The following is a 23,363-nucleotide window of genomic DNA, read 5'->3' as shown; positions in this document are numbered from 1 at the left end:
GATTTTTTTTAAACTTGTTGAATAATTACTTGTAGTTAGTAAATTTTTAGGACGTGATAAAATGAGAACGAGTAGCTTTGAAATGAATTATTACAATACATACTACTTTGCCAATGTAATTCATAATGTCGTAATGAACTCTTTTGATTATCTGAAAAACATCGATGATTTTTATCAAATCGGACTAACAATCCCAATAAAGTTTTCTAAAGATAGTAATCTTCATGAGTTTATAAGATTTGTTATTGAAGGAATTTTCCATGAGAATTTACTAGAAGAATGTAATGCGATAGATGACAACAAACTAATGGTAAACCCCACTACAATCAAGCCATTCTGGATTAATCATGCACTACGAGAGAACGGTTATACACACATAAGTTTTCAAGAATGGTTACAAAAAAATCAACATACCAGCACTTTTGCCGATGATTCAGTTCACTCATATGTGTATGATTATTTATACGACACTTACTATGAACTACTTAGGAAATTAGCCATTGAGGTATTCCATATTTTGTTTTTAAATCGTGAATTTCTACTTAAGTTTAACAGGCTAATCTCTGTCCATATCTCTTTCCAGAGAGTTGACGAAGATAATGGTTTTGTTTCTGGCAAGTTAAAACGCGATGGGGTGTTATACAGAGCTGGTATACCTGCCTGGGTAAAAGATGCTGTGTTTTTTAGAGATAGGGGGCATTGTGTGTTTTGTAATTCTAATCTTACTAACTTAGTCTCACGCTTAACCGTTAAAAATTTTGACCACATGATCCCTCTAAATCTAAGCGGTGGAAATGATGTATCAAACATTCAACTCACTTGTGAAGCATGTAACCTAGAAAAATCAGGTTCTGTGGGTGGAACATCAAAAACGTATGAACTTTGGTACAGATCTTGATTTATATGGACTTTATTAGTCAGCTGCTAAACTGAGTCCGCCAATCCCCGCGAACAGATCAAGCTGCTTCATTCAAATCAGTCCTTCTGATAAAATTCACATTCAAAGCCGGCTGCCTTTAGTGGCAGTCCCGGCGCCCAATCAATGGACTGCCCCATCAAATCAGTCACTTCCTCTACCGAGCTAATGTCTTCCGGTACATCCAGCACAATCTCGTCATGCACATGTAGTGGGATATTGAAACCAGCCCGATCCATTCGTAGCAAACTCTCTGCCAGGCAGTCCCGTGCAATCGCTTGAACCAAATTCTCCACAAGCGTTCCGCCCCAGGTACGCTGACGAACCATACGCCCCGTCTTATCTGGAGCCATGAAAGACAATCCTTCTTTGTTGAACTTGGGATCCGGCTTAATCTCGGGTGAAGGATAGGACAAACTGTGACCGCTTGGAAGTTCCGCAAACAGCATACCCTTGGCATATCGATAGCTCACACCATGAGCCAGTTTGACAGCCCCCTTTGTCTGAACAGCCTCGATGGCTGCGGCCTCTGCACGGTACCAAAGCTTACGGATTCGTGGATTCGCATCCCGCCACTGTCTAACCAATGGATCATATTGGTCCGCAGGGATCTCTTTCTTCTTGTCCATCTGTTCCATAGCTGCTGCACCACCACCGAAACCACAGGCCAAAGTGGCCACTTTTCCGGATGCACGGTATTTATAATTTTCATGTCCCTTCACAATCGTGTCGAAGTCAATTCCGAACATACGCGAAGCCGTTGCTTCATATATCTTGCCGTGTCCTTGGAATACATCCAGTACCCACAACTCATCAGCCAGCCAGGCTATGACTCTCGCCTCGATTGCCGAGAAGTCAGAAACGATGAAACGATTCCCTGGTGAAGGGATCAGAGAGGTACGAATCAGTTCGGACAGTACGAATGGTGGTGCACCGTACAACATTTCCAGCAACTCGTAATCTCCAGAAGAAAGTACGTTGCGCGCTCTCCCCAGATCCTCCAGGTGATTCTGTGGTAAGTTATGCATTTGTACACGCCGTCCTGCCCAGCGCCACGTCCGGCTAGCTCCGCAGTATTGCAAGATCCCCCGCACACGGCCATCGTCACAGGTACCCAGCTTCATGGCATCATATTTATTGACAGATGTTTTCCCCATCTCTTGCCTAAGCCCAAGCATTCGTTTGGTCTCTTCCGTAGGCGCAGCATCCAACAGTTCAGGCATATTGTCTTTATTCAAACTGTCAATTTGCAATCCTTGGTCGGCGAACCACTCTTTGAGCTGCGGCAGGCTGTTGGGATTATCGACTCCTGTCAGCTCCTTAGCCTCAATGAGCAGGCGTTCTGTGTATTGCTTTGAACAAGCAATGGCGTGACCCACAAGATTGCTATCAACCCTGATGCCGTAATCATTAATCTTCTGATCCAGCGCCCACACTTGCCATTCACGTTCAGGAACCGGGAACCGCTCCAGCCGCTTACGCACTTCACGCTCCACCACCACGTCCTGTCGGTTATAGTCCACGTACTGTTGCCAGCGATCGGTGTCATGGTACGAATAGTTACGAGTACGCCCGCCGTTGACCTTTGTCGCCTTGCAGGGAACACTGAAATACTTGATTAAGGATTTACCTTTATTGTCCTTCTGTACATCAAGGCCCAGAGCCTTGGCTGCCCCATCCAGTGAACCAGGAAGCCCCAAGGTGTAGGCATGAGCCATAGAACAGCGCCAGTGCTCAGCAGGGCAAGCTATGCCGAGATACTTGGCAATGGCTACACGTTCGAAACCTGCATTCCATGCCGTTTTGGTCACGTCCATCTGAAGGGCATCCAGTACGTCTTTCGGGATATCCTGAAAGTCGGTTAAGTCGATGACCTGGACCGGATCGTCGTCAAAAGCAAAGGCGAACAGCAGAATCTCGAAATCCTCTGCTTCAACATAGCGATGAACACCGCAACCTTTCAGATCAATACTGGAATACGTTTCAAGATCGATTTGTAGCAAGGCACTTCCCTCCTCTGTTCATCCGTCCTCTTTTATAAATCTGCGTGCAAAACGCAGTTGCTGTTCGATATAGGGATCTGTTTCTTTTCCGCCAGATGCCAACCAATCACCGATACGCTTATTGATATCCTGAAGAACCGGTAACGGTAACTGGTCGGTAATCTTGTTTATTTCTTGCATCGGATTTTCTGATATTTGCAGTTCCATCTAGGCCCTTGGCCTCCTTTGTTTGCGATATTTCGGGATAAAAAAGGGGACCCTCACGAATCCCCTAAAAATCGATTAGTTCAAGAAATCGTCTTCCTCACCCTCGAAATCATCTGTATCGAAATCCTCATTGGCAAAGTCATCATTCAAACTACTGCGTCCACCGAGGAAATCCCCGTCCTGAACCTTCACAATATTGTTCAACCCTGCCGCGATACCCTTATTTCCTTTCGTATCGAACAGATAGAAGTTCACACTGACTTTGGCATAGCAGCCACTGTACACTTCGGTGGTGTCCGTAATCTCTTGGAACTTGGTTTTGCCGTTACCGTCTTTGCCGATCGGTTTAGCAATACCGGGCTTATTTTTGCTTTTAGCATTGAAGAAGTAGTGACCGACATAGGCATCGCCCTTCTCGTCCGCCTCCTCATCCCCATCGCGCAATGGTGAGTGGAAATCCTTCGGAAGCTTACCGCCATATTTCGCCTTCGCCTGTTCTTTAAGCGCATCAATAATTGCCTTGTACTTGGTCAGAGTCGCTTTGTCTTCTTTGGGAATCAAGATTGCGGTGCTATACCACAGATTACCGAAGTCATCGGCTTCCGCCTCCCATACTTTCACAAAAGATAGACGCGCCTTACCGGTTACCAATTTAGTTGTTTGATTGTCGATTGCCATTTGAACATTTCTCCTTTGAGATGGTTTATTTGGTTTAACTACAGGGATCTTCTTATATTCAAAACGCCATTTATAGGCATCCTTGCCGATTCTATTGAATAGTGCCTTTTGTGCAGCTCTGGCAGAAGGTTCAGATATCCCAAAGCACCATTTCTTGGACCAGTTACTCCACACACCCCACTGCTCAGTCATTGGACTCGAAATCCTCATCCGCAAATTCAGTTTCCACGCTATTAAGCTCTGGCCGCCTGTCTGTCTCAACTACAAGGACAGGCTTACCTTGAGGCTTAATGATCAGGTCGCCCAAGATGGAAGCGAAGTTCTTCTTGCCCACGATCTTGTTCTCCAGATCTCCCATAGCGACAAGCTCCTGCGGCTTCATAATCTTCTCAGGCTCATAACCGGCTTCGATCAGTTTGGCCTTGGCAGCTTCCTTGTCTGTGATAGCACGATTGCTACGACCCTCGACCAACTTCCATCCTTGTATTCGCTGACCGGCTTTAGCCTGGTCGAACGCATACCCTTGAACGTCCTTGGCCCATGCCTGGAGCTGTTCAGCAATAGGTAGGATCGCCCCGATCTCGTCCAGATCAAGTAGCGCTGGATCTTGGAATTCGTAGGTTATGGCGGCCATGTTGGCGTCAGAACGGGCACGGCAATTTCCTTTGACCTTGCACCACCTGCAATGGTCGCCTGGCTTAAATTCCCCTTCACCTACGTCTGCCAGAGCCGCAGCAGGACGAACGATTTCCTCTGCCCATGCCAACAGCTCGTCCACTGTCATGGTGTCCGTAGTGATACTGTCGAGTCGTGGCTGAACAATAGTCATGCGAACTTCCTGAATGTCGTAGAACAAGCTGTACTCTGACCAGGAACCCAGTGCATAAAGGCGAATCTGTGGATTTCCAAAGGCACTAACCGGAACACCTTTACCATATTTCAGGTCAATGACTTCCATGATCCCGTCTGAGATCAACACGACGTCACCGATCCCCTTACCATCAGGCACCCATTCCGAGAAGTCAGCCTGAGCTTCCAACAGGACTGCAGCGTCCACAGACCTTGCCTTGGCTTCCATAAACCGTTCTTCAACCAGTTCACAGTATTCGGTGACGGCCGTCTCCATTTCTGGACCATAGAATCTATTTGTTTCCATGAAGATCTTCATCTTCTGGTCCAGATCCTTACGACGATTTGAATCGCAGATGGTCAAACGGCGCTGCAAACGAAGCTCTGACAACTCATGGGCCGCAGTGCCTTCATCCGCAAACTCACTCCGCGTATCCGGAATATGTTCCGTGAGCCTGGCACTCGGTGGGCAGTTGATCCACTGCGAAGCCTTGGAAGCACCCAATAAGGCATGCTTCCGCTCCGAATGCGCAGGAGCTGTCATTTCGACAATCCTACCAGCTCACGAAGGAAATCAATGCGCTGGTCGTTCGGGATGGCCGTAACATTCTTAACTTCATACTTAACAAGCAGGGCCTTAACTTTGGGATTACCTACCTCTTTTGACTTGTCCATAGCCGTTGCCCGAAGAGAAGCATCATCGGGGATATCTTCAGCATCGTCCGCACTCACATCAGGATCAGCAGAACCTGTGTCCGAATCAGGATCAGATTGCGGCTCGCCCTTTTTGGTTACCTCGGGCTTCTCCTCTGCGGGCTTAGCCGTATCCGATTTTGTAGAAGTACGGCGCGACTTCGGTTCCTCTTTTACTGGAGCGACAGGGGCAGCTACTTGAACGTTGCCACAAAGACCAAAGGATAGTGCAGAAAGCTCACGAAGGGATTCGGCTGCATCAGCGCCGGTGATATTGATTTGAACTGGCATGTATAATTCCTCCTAATAGGTTTTAGTTTTTAGTAAGCTCTGTTGCTTTCGTAATACAAGGTGTGCAAATGTGTTTACCATGAAATAAGTGCAAATGATCACTTTGGCCACAGAAAATGCAGCCTGGTTGGTACTTGCGAAGAATGATCTTGTCATCGTCGACAAAGATTTCAAACGGACTCCCGTCCTCGATAAAATGAACCGTGCGAAGCTCTTTCGGAATAACCACGCGACCAAGATGATCAATGCGGCGAACAATACCAGTGGCTTTCATCAGTTTTCATCTCCCTTGGTATATTTACTTTCAATGTTGCGCCAATCATCTGCCACGGCTTCAAGTGCGTACTTGGCTTTTTTCTCCCTGCCTCGCGCTTCTTCCAGTAGATCCAAGTCACAAAGTTGAGTAACTGCATTCCGAATCAAACCGTCAATAACATCTGGACGCAAAGCATCAAGTTCCCAACATTCGTAGCCGAAATCTGCAATGTATTTTGTAGCCCTACTGTCTGTTAGTTTTGTGGGGTTTGGGGGTGGGCTGTATTCCTCGATTTGGTCATAATTAAGAGCAATCCGCTGAAATTCTACACTAACCCCAAACAGCTTCAGGCGATCCACAATGTCACGGCTCATGTCTCTTCCACTCGGATCATGATCTCCAAGATGAATGATGTGGATTTCTTTTTGTCCTGCAATATCGTTCATCCTTTGGGCTGCGGACCACATCTCAGATTGACTCACATACCCACGGCATGAGAAATACGGAATGTCTAACTCTTCACAAACCTGTCCAACGATTCCGACCAAGGCGTCTTTTTCGACCCAAACCTCAACGTAATTATCCTGGTCAGCCCATTTATCGTAGGCAAAAGAACGGGCCGCCGAGTAGAGAATAGATCCTGGTGAACCCCAATGACTATTTTCTTGCAGATTACGTGTACGATCCTCAATGGCATTCCAATCAATCATCCCTGACATCCGTCCATCTGAAATCAAATTCCCAAGGTTTTTGTAAGAACGTTCATTATTCGGAATGACATCGCGAGCTACCAACTGATAGTAAACTTGGCGAAGTGTGAGGGAGTAGCCCATCTCCTGATATTCATTGATGATGCTATTTACTTTCTCAATGAGTCGAAGGCTTTCAGCACGGAAATTAATTTCCCTGTAGCAGACTTTCATTGCATAATCCTTTCTGTCAGTGGTAAACTGACGGTAGAGTTTTTAACTATGTGCAGCTGTTTCGGGGTAGGAGCCGATCAGCTGCATTTTTGCGTGCAGACGATTACGATAAGTGCGGTACTGCTTGTCCGCATGAGTAGCGACTTTGATATGGCCACTGCGGCGCATCTGGCTTGCAAGAGCTAGGTAAAATCCACAGGCTGCTTTGAAATGCTGTTCTGTCATCAATGGCAAGATTCTCACCTCCTTTCCTGATCCCCTGCTGAGATCGTCACAGCGCCGATGGACTTTGCCAGGCAACTCAACTTACAATACAGATCTTTGCCATGACGTACAGCTATCTGGCCTTCTACAATTTCAGAGGCACATTCTGGATCAGCGCAGTAATCCATCACTTCTGGCAGTACCAGGCTTGGCATTTTACTCACTTTGTTTGCTCCTTTCCTTCTAGCCATTTATCTAATGCGATCTGACGAAAGTGAATTAGTGTCCGATTCCTAATGAAAGGAATCTCGCCGTTTTTAACCATCCGCCGTAACGTGGAGTCCGAAACCTTCAGATATCTGCATGCCTCAGCAAAATCAAACACATTAGCGTATAAAAGTTGTTCGATGGTAGGTTTAAGCTCGGCCAGGATCTCGGCTCTTAGTTCATGCTTGATTTCCACACGTAGTGCTTCGATAAATCCTGCTGTTGATGTCACAAAACCACTTTCTTTCATTGTTAAATGAATTAATTGAATGTTTAAATTGTGTTAGAGATACACTTGGATAGGATTTAGCAAACCTCGCTCTCCATGCCTAACAGCCTTGCGATCATAGGTTTTTGCTTCTTTCCTTCACGTGTTCCTTTAAGAATCTCGGAAACATAAGTAACTGAGACACCAAGTTCACTAGCAAGGTCCTTCAATTTAATGTTGCGTTGGAACATGATCTTTCTCGCTTCAGCTCCAAACTCAGTATAATGTGGCATTTAACACCCCTCCTTTGTAAGAGTTTGTAAAATAAACAGCTTAATTATTGACAATGAACCGAAAATAATCTATTATCGTGAAGAAGACACAACCAAATAAACGTCGTTGGGGAACGATTTTTGATACGGGGTCAAGTGACCTCTGGTTTTTTATTGCCTTTTTCGCTGTTAATTAAGCTGTTGAAACCAATATAACCGAATATTTTAGTTAAGTCAACAAATAACCGAATATTTTAGTTAGAATATTTTCTGTTAGGAGAGTTGATATGAATATTGTCGATAATATACGAGAACTTTGTAAGGAATTTAACACTTCTATCCCAAAACTTGAGAAAGAGTTAGGTTTTGGGAATGGCGCTATATACAACTGGAATAAGAACTCCCCTTCCATTGACAAGTTACAAAAGGTAGCCGACTTATTTAATGTATCTGTTGAGCGAGTTCTTTACGGGTTCGAACTATCAAGATTTGAGCAAATGCTCCGGATTATAGTAGGGAATAAACCCATTGAGGAAGTTGCAAAATTAAGCGGGGTTGACTCCGAAACTCTAGATAATTATTTGATGGGTATTTGTCTAATAAAACCGGAGCCTGAGTTTGTAGAAAGGTTAGCTGTTTTTAATCCTTATGAGATCTTAGTCCTTCGAGAAGACTTTATGGAAGCTGCAGGGTATAAAACAATGACCTCAAAACCCTTAAGTGCCAACATAGAAGGTGAATCTCAACAATATGTGCCTCAAACCATTGCAGCTCACCATGACGGTGATGATTGGACAGAAGAAGAACTTCAGGATATCGAGGAATTCAAAGAGTTAGTAAAATTAAGAAGGCAGCTTAGAAAGAGCAAGGAGTGACGTGATGGTAGCCTACAACTACGAAAAACTATGCGCTGAGGCTTGTGTGTCAGACGTCGATATCGTCGAGAAGCCCTTACGGGGCAGAAGCAAGGGCTTCTATGCAGATGGGTTAATTCTTATAGATAAGCGAATCTCTACTATCATTGAAAAAGCCTGCATACTTGCTGAAGAACTAGGGCACCATCACACGAGCTTTGGCGATATTCTTGACCAAAGCGACATACATAAACGAAAGCAAGAGCTTCGTGCCAGGCAGTGGGCCTATGAGTGTATGATCCCGCTTGAAGGCATTGTCCAGGCTCACCATGCCCGGATTTCAGGTCGGTATGATCTTGCCGAATACCTAGGGGTAACAGAACAATTTCTTCAGTCAGCCATTGACCGCTACACTGAGAAGTTTGGTATATCTGTCCGAGCGGATGAACGACATATCATTTTGTTTGATCCACTGGGAGTAATTGAATCTACTGCGTAATATTCCCGATGGCCTATCACAACGGGCTTTTCATACCTAAAAACAGAACATACGTTCCTTAAAGGAGGTGTTTTTCATGTAATTGGAAATATAACAATCCAATATCAATCCTTAGAAAGGAAGAATGACATGGCTTGGAGTGAACATCTAGGAGGCAACAAGTATAAAATTGTTGAGCGAGATCCCTCAAAGGCGTCCAGACCGAAAAGGTCTGTTACTGTCTACATGCCAGAAGAGATCGCCCGTTCAAAATCAGACAAGAAAAGAGAATCCTGGCTTGCGCTTGAAGAAGCTAAATGGAGTGAACAAGTAATTGCAGGAAAGGCAGTCAAACAGGAGGACATCACTTTTAAGGACTTCATTCCGAAATGGGAGAAAGGCTACGCTGCAGGGAATATGGGCGAATACACTCAGAACGTGAACCTCTACAATCTGAACAAATATGTGGTTCCAGAGTTTGGCCACCTGAAAATTAGTAAAATAACAACCCTGCAGCTTGTTACCTTCTTTGGAGAGCTGCGGCGCGAGAACGGGAAAGAGTTCGCTACTAATTCGAAATTAAATATCTACAAAGCGGCCAAGTCGGTTTTTGACGCTGCCCATGATTGGGACCTGATTACGAAGAACCCGATGGATGGCGTTCAGCGACCGAAAACCAGCAAGAAGGAAAAGAAAGTTATGCGCGGTGTAAAGAAGGCATTTAATAGCTCAGAATCAGAAACGGTCCTGCTGGCTCTCTACGACCTGCCAGATAGGTGGAGGCTCTATTTTACCGGGTCACTCCTTGGCGGCTTCAGACGGGGCGAATATTTAGCTATAGAGTGGCCGGACGTCGACTATGATCGGGGAGCAATCTGGATCGATAAGCAAATCACATTTGATAAAGAAGGTAACAAGATTGAAGGCGAAGTTAAGACAGAAGAATCCGAGGGTTGGGTAGCTATGCCGAAGTGGTACATGGCCCAGCTCAAGGAATACGAACGAATATGGAAAAAAGAGAAATTCCAATGCAAAGATTGGGCTGGAGAGAACAAATCATATGTATTCCATGGTGGAAAAGGAATTATGTACTTCCCTACGACCCCCACAAGCACCTGGAGGAAGTTTTTACAGAAGAAGGGCATTCCACATGTCAAACTACATGGGTTGCGGCACACGGCAGCCATGTTGCTCAGAGAAAGCGGCGCGGATCTCAAGACCATGCAAGAACGGTTACGGCACACTAAGATTGGAACGACAGCGGATATCTATACCCATTCGTCTGACATGATCTCCAGAGAGGCCGCAGACCGTTTAGAGGTGTTTGATCCTAAAAGATTGCGATTTGCCCCATGAGTTGCCCCATAAACAAAAATAGTCTAGTCGTTTGTCGAATTTTAAGCAAACAAAAAACCCCGCAGCAACGGGGCTTAAAGGTATTACAAAGTATAAAGCGGGTGATGGGAATCGAACCCACGCTATTAGCTTGGAAGGCTAAAGTTCTACCATTGAACTACACCCGCATGATTGAAGATTTATTGTTAAGTTCCTTAGGAATTTAACAGTGATTTTACAAATAATAATATACCATGATCCTCTATAGCATGCAAGTCATATTTTCCATTTTTTTCATTACGTATCCATCAAAAAAAGCAGGAGCACCCTCGCGCCCCCGCTGTTCCCTATCCTGTAGGCTTATCCACATCTCTCAAAAACTTCTTTTCAAATTCAGCGGCTTTAATCGGTTTGCTGAAGAAATAACCCTGAGCCTCGTGACAGTGTTGATTGCGAAGAAAGACCATCTGATCTTCGTTCTCCACACCCTCAGCTGTGACTTTCAGTTGTAAATGATGCGCCATTGAGGTGATGGTAGATACGATCGCTGCGTTATTGCTGTCCTCCATGACTTCATTCACAAATGAACGGTCAATCTTAAGCCGATCAATCGGCAGATCCTTCAGATAGTGCAACGAGCTGTATCCCGTTCCAAAATCATCAATACTGATATGCACACCAATTTCTTTGATTTTGCGCAACTGTTCGAATGACCGGTCTTTATCAAATGTCATGCTCTCTGTAATCTCCAGTTCAAGCCATACAGGCTCTAGTCCCGTCTCTTTGAGAATGCCATTGATATTGTCCAACAAATGGGAGTGCCTGAATTGTCTCATCGACAGATTCACCGAAACACACAGTTTACGATAACCGGCTTCCTGCCACTGTTTGTTCTGTGCACACGCTTCACGAAGCACCCATTCACCAAGTGGCACAATGAGCCCACTCTCTTCTGCCAGAGGAATAAAATCCGCCGGAGATACCGAGCCTCGCTGCGGATGCTGCCAACGCACCAAAGCTTCCATGCCGACGATTAGCCCACTTTGCAGATTAACCTGCGGCTGGTAGACCAGGTAGAACTGACCTCGATCCAACGCCTTGCGCAGATCATTCTCAAGCTGCAAACGCTCCTGTGCCTTCATCTGCATCGCATGGGCAAAACGATTCAGTTCCATTCCTTGTTCCTTAGCACTGTGCAAAGCCGTATCGGCATTTTGAATAATCTCCAGTGGTGACTCCCCATCATGTGGGAAAATGGCCATCCCAATTCCAAGTGTCAGATGATACTCATTGCCATCAACCAAGACGGGCTTCTCAAAAAGTTGCAAAATGGATCTTGTCCGACGCAACGCTGTATCGGTTGAACTGAAATCTGTCATCGTTAATGCAAACTCATCTCTTCCCAATCCAAAGACTTCTTCTCCTGGAAGGGACAATTGTTTCAGTCGTTGACCTACCTGACGCAAAACACGGTTAGCTGCTTGCTGTCCAAGCGAATCATTAATGGTCTTGAACCGATTAATATTCAGGACCAATACACCAACAAGCTGTTCCTGCACCACGGCATCATCCATCATCTTTTTCAGCTGCTGTGAAAGGCGACGACGGTTTGGAAGTCCCGTCACGTCATCATGATGAGCAATATAGTTCATCTTGGCTTCCGCGACCTGCTGTTGCAGGAAAGGTGTGTCCACTACGGACGTATACAGCCCTTTTTGAATGAAAAAATATGCCATACAATTACTCAGCAATCCTAATAATAGATTGAGATCGTTCACCCCAGTTGCTGAAACAAAATAACATTCACCAAAAAAGAAACACAGAATGCCACATAGAATGGTTGGTAAATCACCGTCTTTGGTTTTTTTCCATTGTACAAACAAAAGAACAGCAATAATGCCATAGAGCAATCCAACCATAAGATGAACTCGAGTGAAGATACCACCAAGCACTTCCCCATCAAACATACTCGGCAACATGCTCCATTCCTGAATAGCCAGTATGTACAAAATAACAAAGGTACCCAATGTCCCACTTAAAAGTAAGAATTTGCGTGGTAATGCAAATTCTTTCTCATTTAAGGTATACACGAGCAGTAAACCTACGGAACATACCAAAGATCCCATGGTTGACATCATTAAGGAGAACTCCGATTCCATCATGGCTCCATTTGGAATCTCTTCTGCAAATGAAACGATATGAACCAGTTCAAACAGACCAATCAATAAAAAGAGTGTTGTCAATAATGTCCTCCGAAGCGTTAGCTTTTGTGTCCGAAACAACCAGCTTTGATTATAGATGCCGATACAAGCCGCTACCGCAGCAAATCCACCCAAGAGTGTCAAAACCGGGTAACCCGATATGATCAGATCAGAGCTTGAAGAAGAACGAAACCATTGACTTGCGAGGAAACATAATAAGCCGCCCACAGCGACCCAACTTATTTTTCTCTGATCTTGCAGATTAACCTTCATGCCGTGTTTTCCTTCCCGGGATCACCTATCCTGAATTACATTAACCAAACTTAACAACTTACTACACGATTCGACAAAAAACATATTAACCAACGTTCAATTCACATGCATACACATGCTATCTGGTACATAATAACATTTAATTTTGTATACGTGAACTAAAAAATAGTTACTCCTAGGAATATTTATTCACAAATATATAGAAAAACAAGGCATTAAGAACTAAAAAAACATGGATCTCCAGTTAGAGTCCATGTTTTCCTATTTTGCAACTGTATTTCAGACTATATTACTTCTCAAAATTCACTTCTGGTGTTGTTAATTTATCATAGAAATCAACAACCTTATCCTTGTCTTCCGATGAGCGAATCGCCATCGCTGAACGTGGATGCTCGTCCAACGCACCTGTAATCATGTAAGGCAGAATGTAACCCCATTCTTCTTTTTCTCTGAGCGGAACCATCAACTGTTCCAATACACCAAGTACTGGACGCAGATTGTATTTTGTTCCTTTCAGATGAGCTACGAGCAATTCGGTTGGACAGTTTCCTGCCGCACGTCCCATACCATACACAGAAGCGTCAAGCAGTTCAACGCCAAGTTCTGCCGCAACCAATGTGTTAGAAAACGCAAGTTGCATATTATTATGTGTGTGAACACCAAGACGTTTGTTAGGCAAGTGAGTCTTGAACTTCTCTACCAGATATTTCACATCATTATGGTCCAAGCTACCGTAGGAGTCTACAATGTAAACAACATCCACAGCGCTTTCTTTGATCAATTCAAATGCTTCCAGCAATTCATTCTCCATAACATTGGAGAGTGCCATAATATTAAGTGTAGTTTCATATCCACGATCATGGAATGTTTGAACCAGTGCAAGTGCCTTGTCTACATCTTTGCTGTAGCAGGCAACCCGGATCAGATCCAGCATGCTCTCACTGCGAGGCAAGATATCATTTTCGTCCACACGACCTACGTCAACCAGCGCAGACAGTTTGGTATTGCCTTTTTGAGGAATAACTTTACGCAGGAAATCATCGTTCAGGAAACGCCACGGTCCTGCTTCCTCGGCACCTTTAAGCAACTTCGGAGAGTTCTTATATCCAATTTCCATATAATCAACGCCAGCTTCATTCAATCCAGCATATAGCTGTTGAACAAAGTCCACGCTAAAGTCCCAATTATTCACCAATCCGCCATCACGGATCGTACAATCTACAATTTTGCAATGATTTGTCTTCATTAATGTCTGCTCCTTTTCTGACCAACTTGTGTATTCCTCTCATGATACTTGAACGTGACAAGAAAAGTAAAGGGATTCCGGACTTATTTACTTCGATAAGATCTCCAGATTCGGTCAATCTCAACCATATCGGAACGATCGGGAGCTTTCTCTCCATAACGAACGGCATTATACGTATCTGGCAGTCTCGCAGACAGCTCATCTTCTTCTACCTTCATACCATTCTGAATAATGGTCTGTGCAGCCTCCAGCGGAGTGTGTGTCCCCTGTATTTCCACGCCTCGATGAGCGGCTCTTTCAATCCAAGTCCGATAGTAATACCGAACACGTTCGGCATCCTGTGCAGGTGGCGCTTCTTTCTTCCGAAACCAATTCTTTCGGACTTTTGCTGGCGCATCAAGCGTCTCACTGACATCGATATACTCCGTCCGTGGTTCTGCCTTCTTTTCACCTGGTTGTAACATCCCCTTGAATCGGTCCATAAGTCTGTTTATCGTTTTTTGACCCAACCTCAGAAGCAGCCACAGGATTGCTCCTGCTACAGCACACATCACTACCCATCCGAGGATGTTCCAGAAGACTGAGGGCTCGGATGGCGGCTCTCTCCAGTCATTCGGTATATTTAACTGCTGATTGGGGTTGTCCATTGGTAATCGTGGCTCCTCGCCGGAAATCGGACCAAACCATCCCCTGATCCATGCGAGCAAGCGATCACGCAGCGGTCCCAGCCAGGCAGCCAGACTTGGGAAAGCACCAATCGCTACGATAACAATAAACATCCACATGAACCGCTGATGATTCGCACGTGCAAAATCTCTTAATACCAATCTTCTCTTGCCGTCATTGAGTATTGCCTGATCCAGTTGTAGCATATATCGTCCAACCAGCCAAAAGGCAAAGCTGATCACTCCCGCAATATAGATCCATAGGGTATAGGTTTGTATCGGCTGCATGAATTCCAACGAGTTCGAAGCAATCATAAGCACGATTGCACTGATTACACCCATAATCTGCAAGCGCCATAACAACACTGAATGAAAGACTGGCTGGAAGGTCAGACCTGTATAAGCCGATATGACTCCACACAGTACCAATGTGATGATATCCGGCAACGGGAGAATAAGGCTCATCCCAACAACGAGTGCGAAGAGAAATCCTATGACGAGTGCCGTTAATCCACGAATGAGTGTGCTTTTCTCGCTAAAACCTGGAATTTTATGCTGAATGAACTGTCCTAACCAACCTACAAGAACAACCAGGATGAATAGTGTGTATGGCAAATGTTCCATTGCGTAGAATGAAGCAAGCGTAAATATCGGAAAAAGGTATATGCCAGCCATCAAGACGGCAAGCATTGTTATGAGTCCTGTGGTCGTTGCTACCGGTCTGTTCCTCATGCACTCACCGCCTTCGTATTACCCTTCACGTCCTCTACCGGGAGAATCGTTACACGATGTCCTTGTTCGTGCAGACGTGCAATCTCGTGCTCCATAGCGGCAGATACATAGGATGTAATCAGCAGATAGCTGCGGATTTGCTGTGCTTCTTCATTCAGACGTACTTCATCATTCAGGAATTGCTCCATGGGCACCATACATTTCAATTCTGTCTCAGCCATAGCTTCCAGTAACCGTTCCAGATGGGGCGTGCCATAATCCGGTTCAATCCGAAGTGTATCGCGGCCTCCACCCACATGATAACCATTATGGGCGAAACCTGCTGGCAACCCTCTACCGATGGCATCCACTGCAGCCGTGGCAGCGTAACGAAGTGCCCGCTCAATCTTTTCCGGTCGAGTAACAACACTCCACATATCTGCAGATTCCTGAATATTGACTACAATCCAGGATTGCGGATCAGCCGTCCATCCCTGTTTGTAGACTTGTAATTCACCTGTACGTGCACTCGCTTTCCAGTGAATACGATTCATGGGGTCGCCTGCACCATAAGGCCGAACACCCAGGATCAAGAAAGGATCTTCAACGATCCATCGTGATACTTCCACTTCTCCCTGCCATACCTGATAAATTGCAGGAAGATCCTCTGCATTCACTAATGAAGGATACACGATCATAGACATTTGCAAAGGAATTGGTTTGGTGGAACGCCACACGCCAAAGAGATCCCCACCTGTCATCGTTGCTGTATTTAATGGATAAATTCCACGCTGAGTACATGTAAAAGGATGCTTGCGCGTAATACGAGTAAACGGTTTTAACGTAAAAATACTCTTATGGTTCTGATAGATTTCGCCTTGACTAATATCCATACCTGAGCCGGAACGAAATACAAACGACACTGGCATCATCGATTCAAGTCTGAGCCACGGTACGGAGACTCGTTTCTCATTCGATATCGTCTCCACCATCTCAAGTTCATCTCCAGCGTAACAACGCAGCTTGCTGAATTGTCTGCTGTATCTGAGTTTTCGCAGTGCAGGTCGTCCAAACCACACACCATGTATAACAACGACAATGCCTCCAACAAGGACAAGCCATAATAATGCCATAAGATTAACGCCCGCTTGTAGCGAGATTCTCCGTAGGCACTTCTGTCTGATTCAGAAGTTCCTGGATGATACGCTCCGCCAAGCCCTCTTGTTGTCTGATCCTGTTACGGAATACCAGTCGGTGGGCCAGCACAGGTTCCGCCAGTACTTTAATATCATCAGGCAAAACAAAGTCTCTGCCATGCAGTGCAGCCCATGCCTGACTTGCCTTGAGTAATGCCTGAGCCCCTCGTGGACTTACGCCAAGCGAGAGCTCTGGATGTTGCCTTGTCGCTTCGGTTAACTGAATGATATATCGTAGCAGATCTTCGTTGATTTGCACTGTTTTATACGTATCCTGCGCCTTCAAAAGTTCTTCACGACTGATCACTGCCGAGAGATCATCAACAGAACGACTGGCTACCGTACGTCTCAAAATTTCTACACTCTCTTCACTGCTTGGATAACCCATGCGAATTTTCATCATAAAACGATCCATCTGCGCTTCAGGTAGCGGAAAAGTTCCTTGGTTATCTACAGGATTCTGGGTGGCGATAACGATGAATGGCCGTTCCAGCTGTCTCGTTGAACCGTCGATACTGATCTGGCGCTCTTCCATACACTCCAGCAAACTTGATTGTGTACGCGGTGTAGCCCGGTTAATCTCATCGGCTAGTACAAGATTGGCAAACAAGGGGCCGGGTCGGAATTCAAAATCCCCTTCTTTTTGATTAAAAAAATGAATCCCTGTTAAGTCAGAGGGCAGCAAGTCCGGTGTAAACTGGATGCGTTGGAATGTGCAGTCCAATGAGGAAGCTACCGATTTGGCAAGCATCGTTTTTCCGGTACCCGGTACATCCTCCAGCAGCACATGTCCTGACGCTATGATCGCTGTCATCACCAGCTCTATCGTATGCTCTTTTCCCACAATCACTTTTCCCACATGATCCATCAATTGTTGATTCATTCGTTCCATTCCTTGGATTTCCATCTGCATCTCATCCTTCCGTTATGGAGCTTATGTATTCGCATTCATTACTAACTATAACCGTTATTAGCAACATAAAACAAAGGAGTTGGCAAATGGCCAACTCCTCGACTCCCCGCTTTTCTCAATATACCAAGGGTAACATAATTATAAACCGCGTGCCTTCACCCTTTTTGCTATCCACAGAGATGGTGCCTCCATGGTTCTTGATGATTCGGTAACTCACCGAAAGTCCAAGCCCCGTTCCGCTCTCCTTGGTCGTGAAGAATGGATCAAACAGACGTACAAGCGTGTTATGGTCCATCCCATGACCGTTATCCGCGATGGAGATCTGCACGAACTTGTTTTCCGTGGCGGTAGATATTCGAATTAGACCCGTATGTTCTTCGCCAACTTCCTCAATGGCATCCATTGCGTTTTTCACCATATTCAAAATAACCTGCTTAATCTGTTTGACATCAATGGACACATTCAGCGGGGCATCCCCTTCATCCAGTACGATCTCGCATCCCTTCATCAACCCTTCGCTTTCGGTCAGCAAGACCACCTCTTTGAGCAAAGAGTCGACGGATATCACGGTCTTCTGTGGAGCTGACGGTTTGGAAGAATTCAAAAATTCGTAGATGATGTCATTCGCCCGATCAATCTCCGTCAGTATGATTCGAGCGTACTCGTCTTTGCCGAGCTGCAGCAAATGGGGCCTGAGCAGTTGAATGAACCCACGGATTGCAGTCAACGGATTACGAATTTCATGAGCAATAGATGCTGAAATTCGCCCCAGCATCGCAAGTTTGTCATTTTGATAAGCGGTCTGTTCAATTTGTTTATAATCAGATACATCTTTGACGCTGAACAAGAAGTCGCCATCCATCTGATCACCGTACGTCACAGTAACCAGCCAATGCCTTCCGTATTCATCAATCAATTCATGATAGCGCTTACGGTGAAAAATAGTTTCCCGATAGATACGTAAAATTTTCTTTTTCTTGAATCGGCTCATCTGCGGATGATGCAGCATTTGCATCAGGGTGCAGCCGCTCAACAGACTTCTTGGAAGTTCCAACAACTTTGCCATCTGAACGTTAATAAACGTCAATACACCGTGACTGTCAAACAACATAATACCGCTATCCAGATGTTCCAGTACATTCTCGTACTTGTTGTTATCCAGATGCACAGGCGGGAAACCATCCGTTGGTTGAGGCACTGTATCCTGAAATTCACTAATCATGTCAGGTTCCTCCTTTTCACGTAAATGATAAACTTGCCATTCGGACATCATATCATCACAGAAACAGGAAGGGCCGATTTTATTTTTCATTACCGGTGCCCTTTCGTTGGGGGGCTGAGCCGAAAATATGGATGGCATGTCCGGAACTCAAGCTGGTCTATTCCCGGTAACCAACAGTCGATCCGGAAAATCATATACGTTTGTCCCATTCTGACCTTCTCCTATTCCCAAACACGAACATTTTTTGCTCCGCCTCTTTTGCAAGTCTGTTTTTATCATAGACAAGTTTATAGAAGAGAGTCAATCGGAGAAAGTGTCGAATGGAAATTATTTTAAAAAAAACCTCGAATTAGTTCCAGAACACAGCACAAAAACGAAGCCGTTTCACCCAGTAGGCAAATCAGCTTCGTTTTTAATATCTTTAATTGGTGATATATCCGAGATCATCTATAGTCCGGTCTTATTATGCTGAATTTTCAGTCTGCGCTGACTCATCACAGCTAATCGACGTTTAAGTTCGCTTTCCCACTTCTCGTCTTTGGTTTCCTTCGCGAGCCTGAGCAAATCCAGAGCCATATCAATCTGGCGCTGCACAATGACCATGGCATCCTCGCTCTCACGGTTTACACAGTTTTCGAAAATGGAATCCTCATCTTCTGTAACATAATCTTGAAAGTCTATCTCGGATGCACCGTCTCCATGCGCATATTCAGCCAGAATTTCGTACTCGTTTTCCACTTTATAATGCACCTCAACCCGGTGACACACCGGGCAAAACAGCAGGGGAACATTATGAACCTGGGTGCGGTAATGCTTCAGCGTGCCCTTCGTTCCAACCATACTTGCCCCACAACAGTAACTCATTTTTGTTCACCCTCCTTATTACGTGCCGGGACTTTTTTGTTAAAATGCCATCCCGTACACTTCCAGCACTTCCGAAAAGGAATAGTTCCATCAGTGTATCACATTCATGTACAGATTATAAATGCAGAGCACCGGAATATTTACCGGGTTTCCATACCCTATTCGCCTTGAAGGCCATCAATTCCTCTTTCAACAGATAAAAAGAAGACTTTCTTCTAATATATTATTAACACGCTTAGCTGCTTGTTCAAACACTTTTGATTAACTTCGTAATAACTTTTGGCAAAAGGGTGCAAAAAGCCCTCAATCCCTAACGGGATGAGGGCTTGAACAAAAACCGTTCAAGTTAATCTGGCTTACAGGTTAGTGTCGCCTGGTTTCCAGTTCATTGCACACAATCCGCCGGATTGCAGTGCTTGCAGTACGCGAAGTGTTTCTTCAACACTACGGCCTACATCATTGTGGTTAACCACTTGATATTTCAATTCGCCTTCTGGATCAATGATGAACAGACCGCGCAATGCTACGCCTTCTTCTTCGATCAGAACGCCGTAATCTTTAGCCACTTGCTTCGTGATATCGGAAGCCAGCGGGAAGTTCAATTGACCCAGACCATTGCTGTCTACAGGTGTGTTGATCCATGCTTTGTGGCTGTGTACGGAGTCTACGCTCACGCCAAGGATTTCTGTATCCAAAGCTTTGAATTGCTCGGAAGCAACGCTCAAAGCTGTAATTTCAGTTGGGCACACAAATGTGAAGTCCAAAGGATAAAAGAAGAATACAAGCCATTTGCCACGATAATCGGACAATTTAACGGAACCAAAGTCTTGTCCGTCTCCCGATACTGTTTCCATTGCGAAATCCGGTGCTGGTCTACCTACCAAACGTTCTGCCATAACTAAAAATTCCTCCTTTGGGATTATGTAAGCATCCTTGCGGATTGCTCATCATCAAGAAAAACGCGTACGCTTTTCCTGTAATTAAAATGATTTGAACCTTGATAACAAGTACAAGTAAAATGTTATCATCCGGACTTCCCAAAGTCAAGATTATAAATATTATTTTTTTATAATCATTATAAATAAGGATTTTTCGTGGCAAAAATGATAAAGGAACAGCCCTCTGTACATTCCATAACTGGAAACAAAGGGCTGCCTGTAGGTGGTAATATAATTACGCCTGTTTCTGAATAGCCGCCACGATCAAATCGCCCATTTCGGTCGTGCTGATCGCTGTGCTCTTGTCTACAGCAATATCACTCGTGCGGTGTCCTGCGTTCAATACATCCGATACAGCCGCTTCAATGGCATCCGCCCCTTCTGTATACCCAAAGGTTGTACGGAACATCAATGCCAAAGAGAGAATGGTTGCAATCGGATTAGCGAGGCCTTGACCTGCGATATCCGGTGCAGAACCGTGTACCGGCTCATAGAGTCCGAAGCTGCCCTCTCCCAGTGATGCAGATGCGAGCATACCGATGGAACCTGTCAACATCGCTGCTTCATCACTCAAGATATCTCCAAACATGTTTTCCGTTACGATGACATCGAAGCTGGACGGACGACGCAGCAATTGCATCGCGCAGTTGTCTACCAGTACATGCTCCAGTTCAACATCCGGATAATCCGGTGCTACCCGGTTCACGACTTCACGCCAGAGACGGGAAGTTTCCAATACGTTGGCTTTGTCTACAGAAGCAAGCTTTTTGCGACGTCCTTGCGCAATTTCGAATGCCTGACGAACGATCCGCTCCACTTCTGTTACATTATATGCACACGTATCTACTGCCTCTTCGCCCTGTGCACTTTCACGTCTGAATTTCTCACCGAAGTAGATCCCACCTGTCAACTCACGTACCACCATCAGATCTGTACCTTCAAGTACTTCAGGCTTCAGAGTTGAAGCATCCTTCAAGCAATCAAATACAACAGCCGGACGCAGGTTGGAGAACAATCCAAGTGCTTTGCGAATACCCAGCAGGCCTGTTTCCGGGCGAAGCTCCTTGCTGTTGTTATCCCATTTTGGACCACCAACCGCTCCAAGCAGGACTGCATCTGCACTTTTACATACAGTCAGTGTTTCTTCAGGAAGAGGTGTACCCTTCTCATCAATCGCGATTCCGCCAAACAACGCATGCTCTGTCTCAAAACGATAACCGAATACTTCCTCCGTACGTTTAAGAACTTTCTCAGCCTCAGCTACGACTTCAGGGCCAATTCCGTCACCTGCAATAACTGCAATTTTTTTCACGTCTGCCATTGGGTTGTCCACTCCTTATATTTCATTCATTAATTATTCATAAAGTAACGTCTCATATTAACTCTCTCCTTTGTATCATATTCCAAGGTCATTTGACCAAGATATACAATCTATGACTTTAATAGATTTTACCTATAAGCCTATAGAGATTGGCCTTTCCAAGTTGTTCTGACCTCCCGGCTGGGTTAAAATATAGCTGAATTCAAATCAGGTACGCAGGAGGGATAAGCAATATGCAATATTCGTATTTGGGTAAATCAGGCCTCAAGGTCAGCCGAATCTGTCTCGGTACCATGAATTTCGGGCCTGCTACAGATGAAAAAGAAGCTTTCCGCATTATGGACGCAGCACTTGATGCAGGGGTGAACTTTTTTGATACCGCTAACATCTACGGTTGGGGTGAAAATTCCGGCCTTACCGAAGAAATTATCGGACGCTGGTTCAACCAAGGTGGGGGCAGACGTGAAAAAGTAGTTCTAGCCACCAAAGTCTATGGCTCCATGCATGATGATACAGATGGCCCCAACAACGAAGCTGGCCTCTCCGCCTACAAAATCAGACGGCATCTGGAGGGTTCCCTCCGCCGCTTACAGACCGATCATATCGAGCTATACCAGATGCATCATGTAGACCCTGCCATATCGTGGGACGAGCTGTGGGGTTCGTTCGAGAATGCCGTTCAACAGGGTAAAATCGGTTATGTAGGATCGAGTAACTTTGCTGCATGGCAGATTGCAATCGCTCAAAGTGAAGCCAAGAATCGTCATTTCCTCGGCCTGGTTTCCGAACAACATAAATATAGCCTCAACTGTCGTTTGCCCGAGTTGGAAGTACTGCCCGCTGCCAAAGAGCTGGGCCTCGGCGTCATTCCATGGAGTCCACTGGATGGTGGATTACTGGGACGTAACGCTCTGCAAAAGCTGGAAGGAACACGCAGCGGGGGCATCGCTGGACGGATCGAGCAGCAGCAAACTCAGCTTGAAGACTTTGCCGCACTGTGTCGTGATCTCGGTGAACCACAGGATACGGTAGCTTTGGCATGGGTTGCAGCCAATCCGGCAGTGACCGCCCCGATTATCGGACCGCGTACACTGGAGCAGTTTGAGACAGCACTCAAATGTCTGGATGTAACTTTGGATGAAGCCGTGCTCAAACGTCTGGATGAGATTTTCCCGGGTCCAGGTGGACATGCCCCTAATGCATACGCGTGGTAATAGCTTGATAGTGTAAGCCAATGCAATAGGTAATCGTAGAAAAGGTTCTGTGTTTTACTGCCATAATTATATAAATACAAGCAAAAGAGTCTGACCCTCCACAGGAGAGTCAGACTCTTTACGTACCTCACTAAACGTAACAAAACAAGCCGAACGATCTTCTAT

Annotated in this window: 25 protein-coding genes and 1 tRNA gene; 5 read left to right on the top strand and 21 right to left on the bottom strand. The window is 45.3% G+C overall.

Translation table 11 applies throughout. The annotated features are described in order from the left end of the window. Window positions 1-61: 61 nt before the first annotated feature. A complete protein-coding gene (locus tag AC1DE7_RS02300; protein ID WP_477533660.1) occupies window positions 62-898 on the top strand; it encodes an HNH endonuclease in 837 nt (278 codons plus the stop codon). Window positions 899-975: 77 nt separating this feature from the next. On the opposite strand, the gene AC1DE7_RS02295 is transcribed toward AC1DE7_RS02300, so the two are convergent. The 11 genes from AC1DE7_RS02295 to AC1DE7_RS02245 all read right to left on the bottom strand — a co-directional run bounded on the left by AC1DE7_RS02295 (window position 976) and on the right by AC1DE7_RS02245 (window position 7,788). Further along, window positions 976-2,919 (bottom strand): DNA polymerase family A protein, encoded by a 1,944-nt coding sequence (locus tag AC1DE7_RS02295; RefSeq protein WP_477533659.1) that lies wholly within the window; start codon window positions 2,917-2,919, stop codon window positions 976-978. Between the two features lie 18 nt (window positions 2,920-2,937). Then, window positions 2,938-3,126 (bottom strand): DUF6877 family protein, encoded by a 189-nt coding sequence (locus AC1DE7_RS02290; RefSeq protein ID WP_477533658.1) that lies wholly within the window; start codon window positions 3,124-3,126, stop codon window positions 2,938-2,940. A gap of 75 nt (window positions 3,127-3,201) precedes the next feature. Next, window positions 3,202-3,804: a DUF2815 family protein gene (locus tag AC1DE7_RS02285; RefSeq protein WP_477533657.1), complete on the bottom strand. Its 603-nt coding sequence runs from the start codon at window positions 3,802-3,804 to the stop codon at window positions 3,202-3,204. A gap of 184 nt (window positions 3,805-3,988) precedes the next feature. Further along, complete coding sequence (locus AC1DE7_RS02280; protein ID WP_477533656.1) at window positions 3,989-5,197, bottom strand: DUF2800 domain-containing protein; 1,209 nt, start codon at window positions 5,195-5,197, stop codon at window positions 3,989-3,991. Beyond that, a complete protein-coding gene (locus AC1DE7_RS02275) occupies window positions 5,194-5,637 on the bottom strand; it encodes a hypothetical protein (RefSeq protein ID WP_477533655.1) in 444 nt (147 codons plus the stop codon). Before AC1DE7_RS02275 ends, AC1DE7_RS02280 begins: the two co-directional genes overlap by 4 nt. Before the next feature lie 22 nt (window positions 5,638-5,659). Beyond that, window positions 5,660-5,911: an AbrB/MazE/SpoVT family DNA-binding domain-containing protein gene (locus tag AC1DE7_RS02270; RefSeq protein ID WP_105597955.1), complete on the bottom strand. Its 252-nt coding sequence runs from the start codon at window positions 5,909-5,911 to the stop codon at window positions 5,660-5,662. Continuing rightward, window positions 5,911-6,816: a hypothetical protein gene (locus AC1DE7_RS02265; protein ID WP_477533654.1), complete on the bottom strand. Its 906-nt coding sequence runs from the start codon at window positions 6,814-6,816 to the stop codon at window positions 5,911-5,913. Before AC1DE7_RS02265 ends, AC1DE7_RS02270 begins: the two co-directional genes overlap by 1 nt. A 42-nt stretch (window positions 6,817-6,858) precedes the next feature. Further along, the gene (locus AC1DE7_RS02260) at window positions 6,859-7,059 is read right to left on the bottom strand and encodes a hypothetical protein (RefSeq protein WP_477533653.1); all 201 of its coding nucleotides are present in this window, start codon (window positions 7,057-7,059) and stop codon (window positions 6,859-6,861) included. Continuing rightward, window positions 7,056-7,244, bottom strand: coding sequence for a hypothetical protein (locus AC1DE7_RS02255; RefSeq protein WP_477533652.1), 189 nt, complete (start codon window positions 7,242-7,244; stop codon window positions 7,056-7,058). Before AC1DE7_RS02255 ends, AC1DE7_RS02260 begins: the two co-directional genes overlap by 4 nt. Continuing rightward, complete coding sequence (locus tag AC1DE7_RS02250; protein WP_477533651.1) at window positions 7,241-7,537, bottom strand: helix-turn-helix domain-containing protein; 297 nt, start codon at window positions 7,535-7,537, stop codon at window positions 7,241-7,243. The genes AC1DE7_RS02255 and AC1DE7_RS02250 overlap by 4 nt, the downstream gene beginning before the upstream one ends. 56 nt (window positions 7,538-7,593) lie before the next feature. Further along, on the bottom strand, window positions 7,594-7,788 hold the full coding sequence (locus AC1DE7_RS02245; protein ID WP_105597951.1) for a helix-turn-helix domain-containing protein: 195 nt from the start codon (window positions 7,786-7,788) through the stop codon (window positions 7,594-7,596). 266 nt (window positions 7,789-8,054) lie between these two features. Between AC1DE7_RS02245 and AC1DE7_RS02240 the strand changes: the two genes are divergently transcribed. From AC1DE7_RS02240 to AC1DE7_RS02230, 3 genes are all read left to right on the top strand, one after another. After that, a complete protein-coding gene (locus AC1DE7_RS02240) occupies window positions 8,055-8,642 on the top strand; it encodes a helix-turn-helix domain-containing protein (protein ID WP_105597950.1) in 588 nt (195 codons plus the stop codon). 4 nt (window positions 8,643-8,646) lie between these two features. Next, on the top strand, window positions 8,647-9,120 hold the full coding sequence (locus AC1DE7_RS02235) for an ImmA/IrrE family metallo-endopeptidase (protein WP_477533650.1): 474 nt from the start codon (window positions 8,647-8,649) through the stop codon (window positions 9,118-9,120). Between the two features lie 129 nt (window positions 9,121-9,249). After that, window positions 9,250-10,455 carry a tyrosine-type recombinase/integrase gene (locus AC1DE7_RS02230; protein ID WP_477533649.1) on the top strand — a complete coding sequence of 402 codons (1,206 nt, stop codon included), beginning with the start codon at window positions 9,250-9,252 and terminating at the stop codon, window positions 10,453-10,455. A gap of 96 nt (window positions 10,456-10,551) precedes the next feature. Here the strand turns inward: AC1DE7_RS02230 and AC1DE7_RS02225 are convergent. From AC1DE7_RS02225 to leuB, 10 genes are all read right to left on the bottom strand, one after another. Then, window positions 10,552-10,622, bottom strand: a tRNA-Gly gene (locus tag AC1DE7_RS02225). 159 nt (window positions 10,623-10,781) lie between these two features. Further along, window positions 10,782-12,908, bottom strand: coding sequence for a bifunctional diguanylate cyclase/phosphodiesterase (locus tag AC1DE7_RS02220; protein ID WP_477533648.1), 2,127 nt, complete (start codon window positions 12,906-12,908; stop codon window positions 10,782-10,784). A 289-nt stretch (window positions 12,909-13,197) separates the two neighbouring features. Next, window positions 13,198-14,154: an aldolase catalytic domain-containing protein gene (locus tag AC1DE7_RS02215; RefSeq protein WP_036610133.1), complete on the bottom strand. Its 957-nt coding sequence runs from the start codon at window positions 14,152-14,154 to the stop codon at window positions 13,198-13,200. Between the two features lie 83 nt (window positions 14,155-14,237). Continuing rightward, on the bottom strand, window positions 14,238-15,551 hold the full coding sequence (locus tag AC1DE7_RS02210; protein WP_477533647.1) for a DUF4129 domain-containing protein: 1,314 nt from the start codon (window positions 15,549-15,551) through the stop codon (window positions 14,238-14,240). Beyond that, window positions 15,548-16,663, bottom strand: coding sequence for a DUF58 domain-containing protein (locus AC1DE7_RS02205; RefSeq protein WP_036669763.1), 1,116 nt, complete (start codon window positions 16,661-16,663; stop codon window positions 15,548-15,550). Before AC1DE7_RS02205 ends, AC1DE7_RS02210 begins: the two co-directional genes overlap by 4 nt. A gap of 4 nt (window positions 16,664-16,667) precedes the next feature. After that, on the bottom strand, window positions 16,668-17,633 hold the full coding sequence (locus AC1DE7_RS02200) for an AAA family ATPase (protein ID WP_017689647.1): 966 nt from the start codon (window positions 17,631-17,633) through the stop codon (window positions 16,668-16,670). A 121-nt stretch (window positions 17,634-17,754) separates the two neighbouring features. Beyond that, on the bottom strand, window positions 17,755-18,861 hold the full coding sequence (locus AC1DE7_RS02195; RefSeq protein WP_036610143.1) for a PAS domain-containing sensor histidine kinase: 1,107 nt from the start codon (window positions 18,859-18,861) through the stop codon (window positions 17,755-17,757). 447 nt (window positions 18,862-19,308) lie between these two features. Continuing rightward, window positions 19,309-19,725 carry a hypothetical protein gene (locus tag AC1DE7_RS02190; protein WP_477533646.1) on the bottom strand — a complete coding sequence of 139 codons (417 nt, stop codon included), beginning with the start codon at window positions 19,723-19,725 and terminating at the stop codon, window positions 19,309-19,311. 356 nt (window positions 19,726-20,081) lie between these two features. Further along, complete coding sequence (locus AC1DE7_RS02185; RefSeq protein ID WP_036610146.1) at window positions 20,082-20,621, bottom strand: peroxiredoxin; 540 nt, start codon at window positions 20,619-20,621, stop codon at window positions 20,082-20,084. A 277-nt stretch (window positions 20,622-20,898) separates the two neighbouring features. Continuing rightward, window positions 20,899-21,984 carry a 3-isopropylmalate dehydrogenase gene (gene leuB, locus AC1DE7_RS02180; RefSeq protein ID WP_036669759.1) on the bottom strand — a complete coding sequence of 362 codons (1,086 nt, stop codon included), beginning with the start codon at window positions 21,982-21,984 and terminating at the stop codon, window positions 20,899-20,901. Between the two features lie 233 nt (window positions 21,985-22,217). Here leuB and AC1DE7_RS02175 point away from each other — a divergent pair, with 233 nt between their 5' ends. Further along, window positions 22,218-23,198: an aldo/keto reductase gene (locus AC1DE7_RS02175; RefSeq protein WP_036610151.1), complete on the top strand. Its 981-nt coding sequence runs from the start codon at window positions 22,218-22,220 to the stop codon at window positions 23,196-23,198. Window positions 23,199-23,363: the final 165 nt, after the last annotated feature.

This window comes from Paenibacillus sp. 10L310, assembly GCF_056395745.1.
The sequence above is the reverse complement of the archived record's forward strand: the minus strand, read 5'-3'. Positions and strand labels throughout refer to the sequence as shown.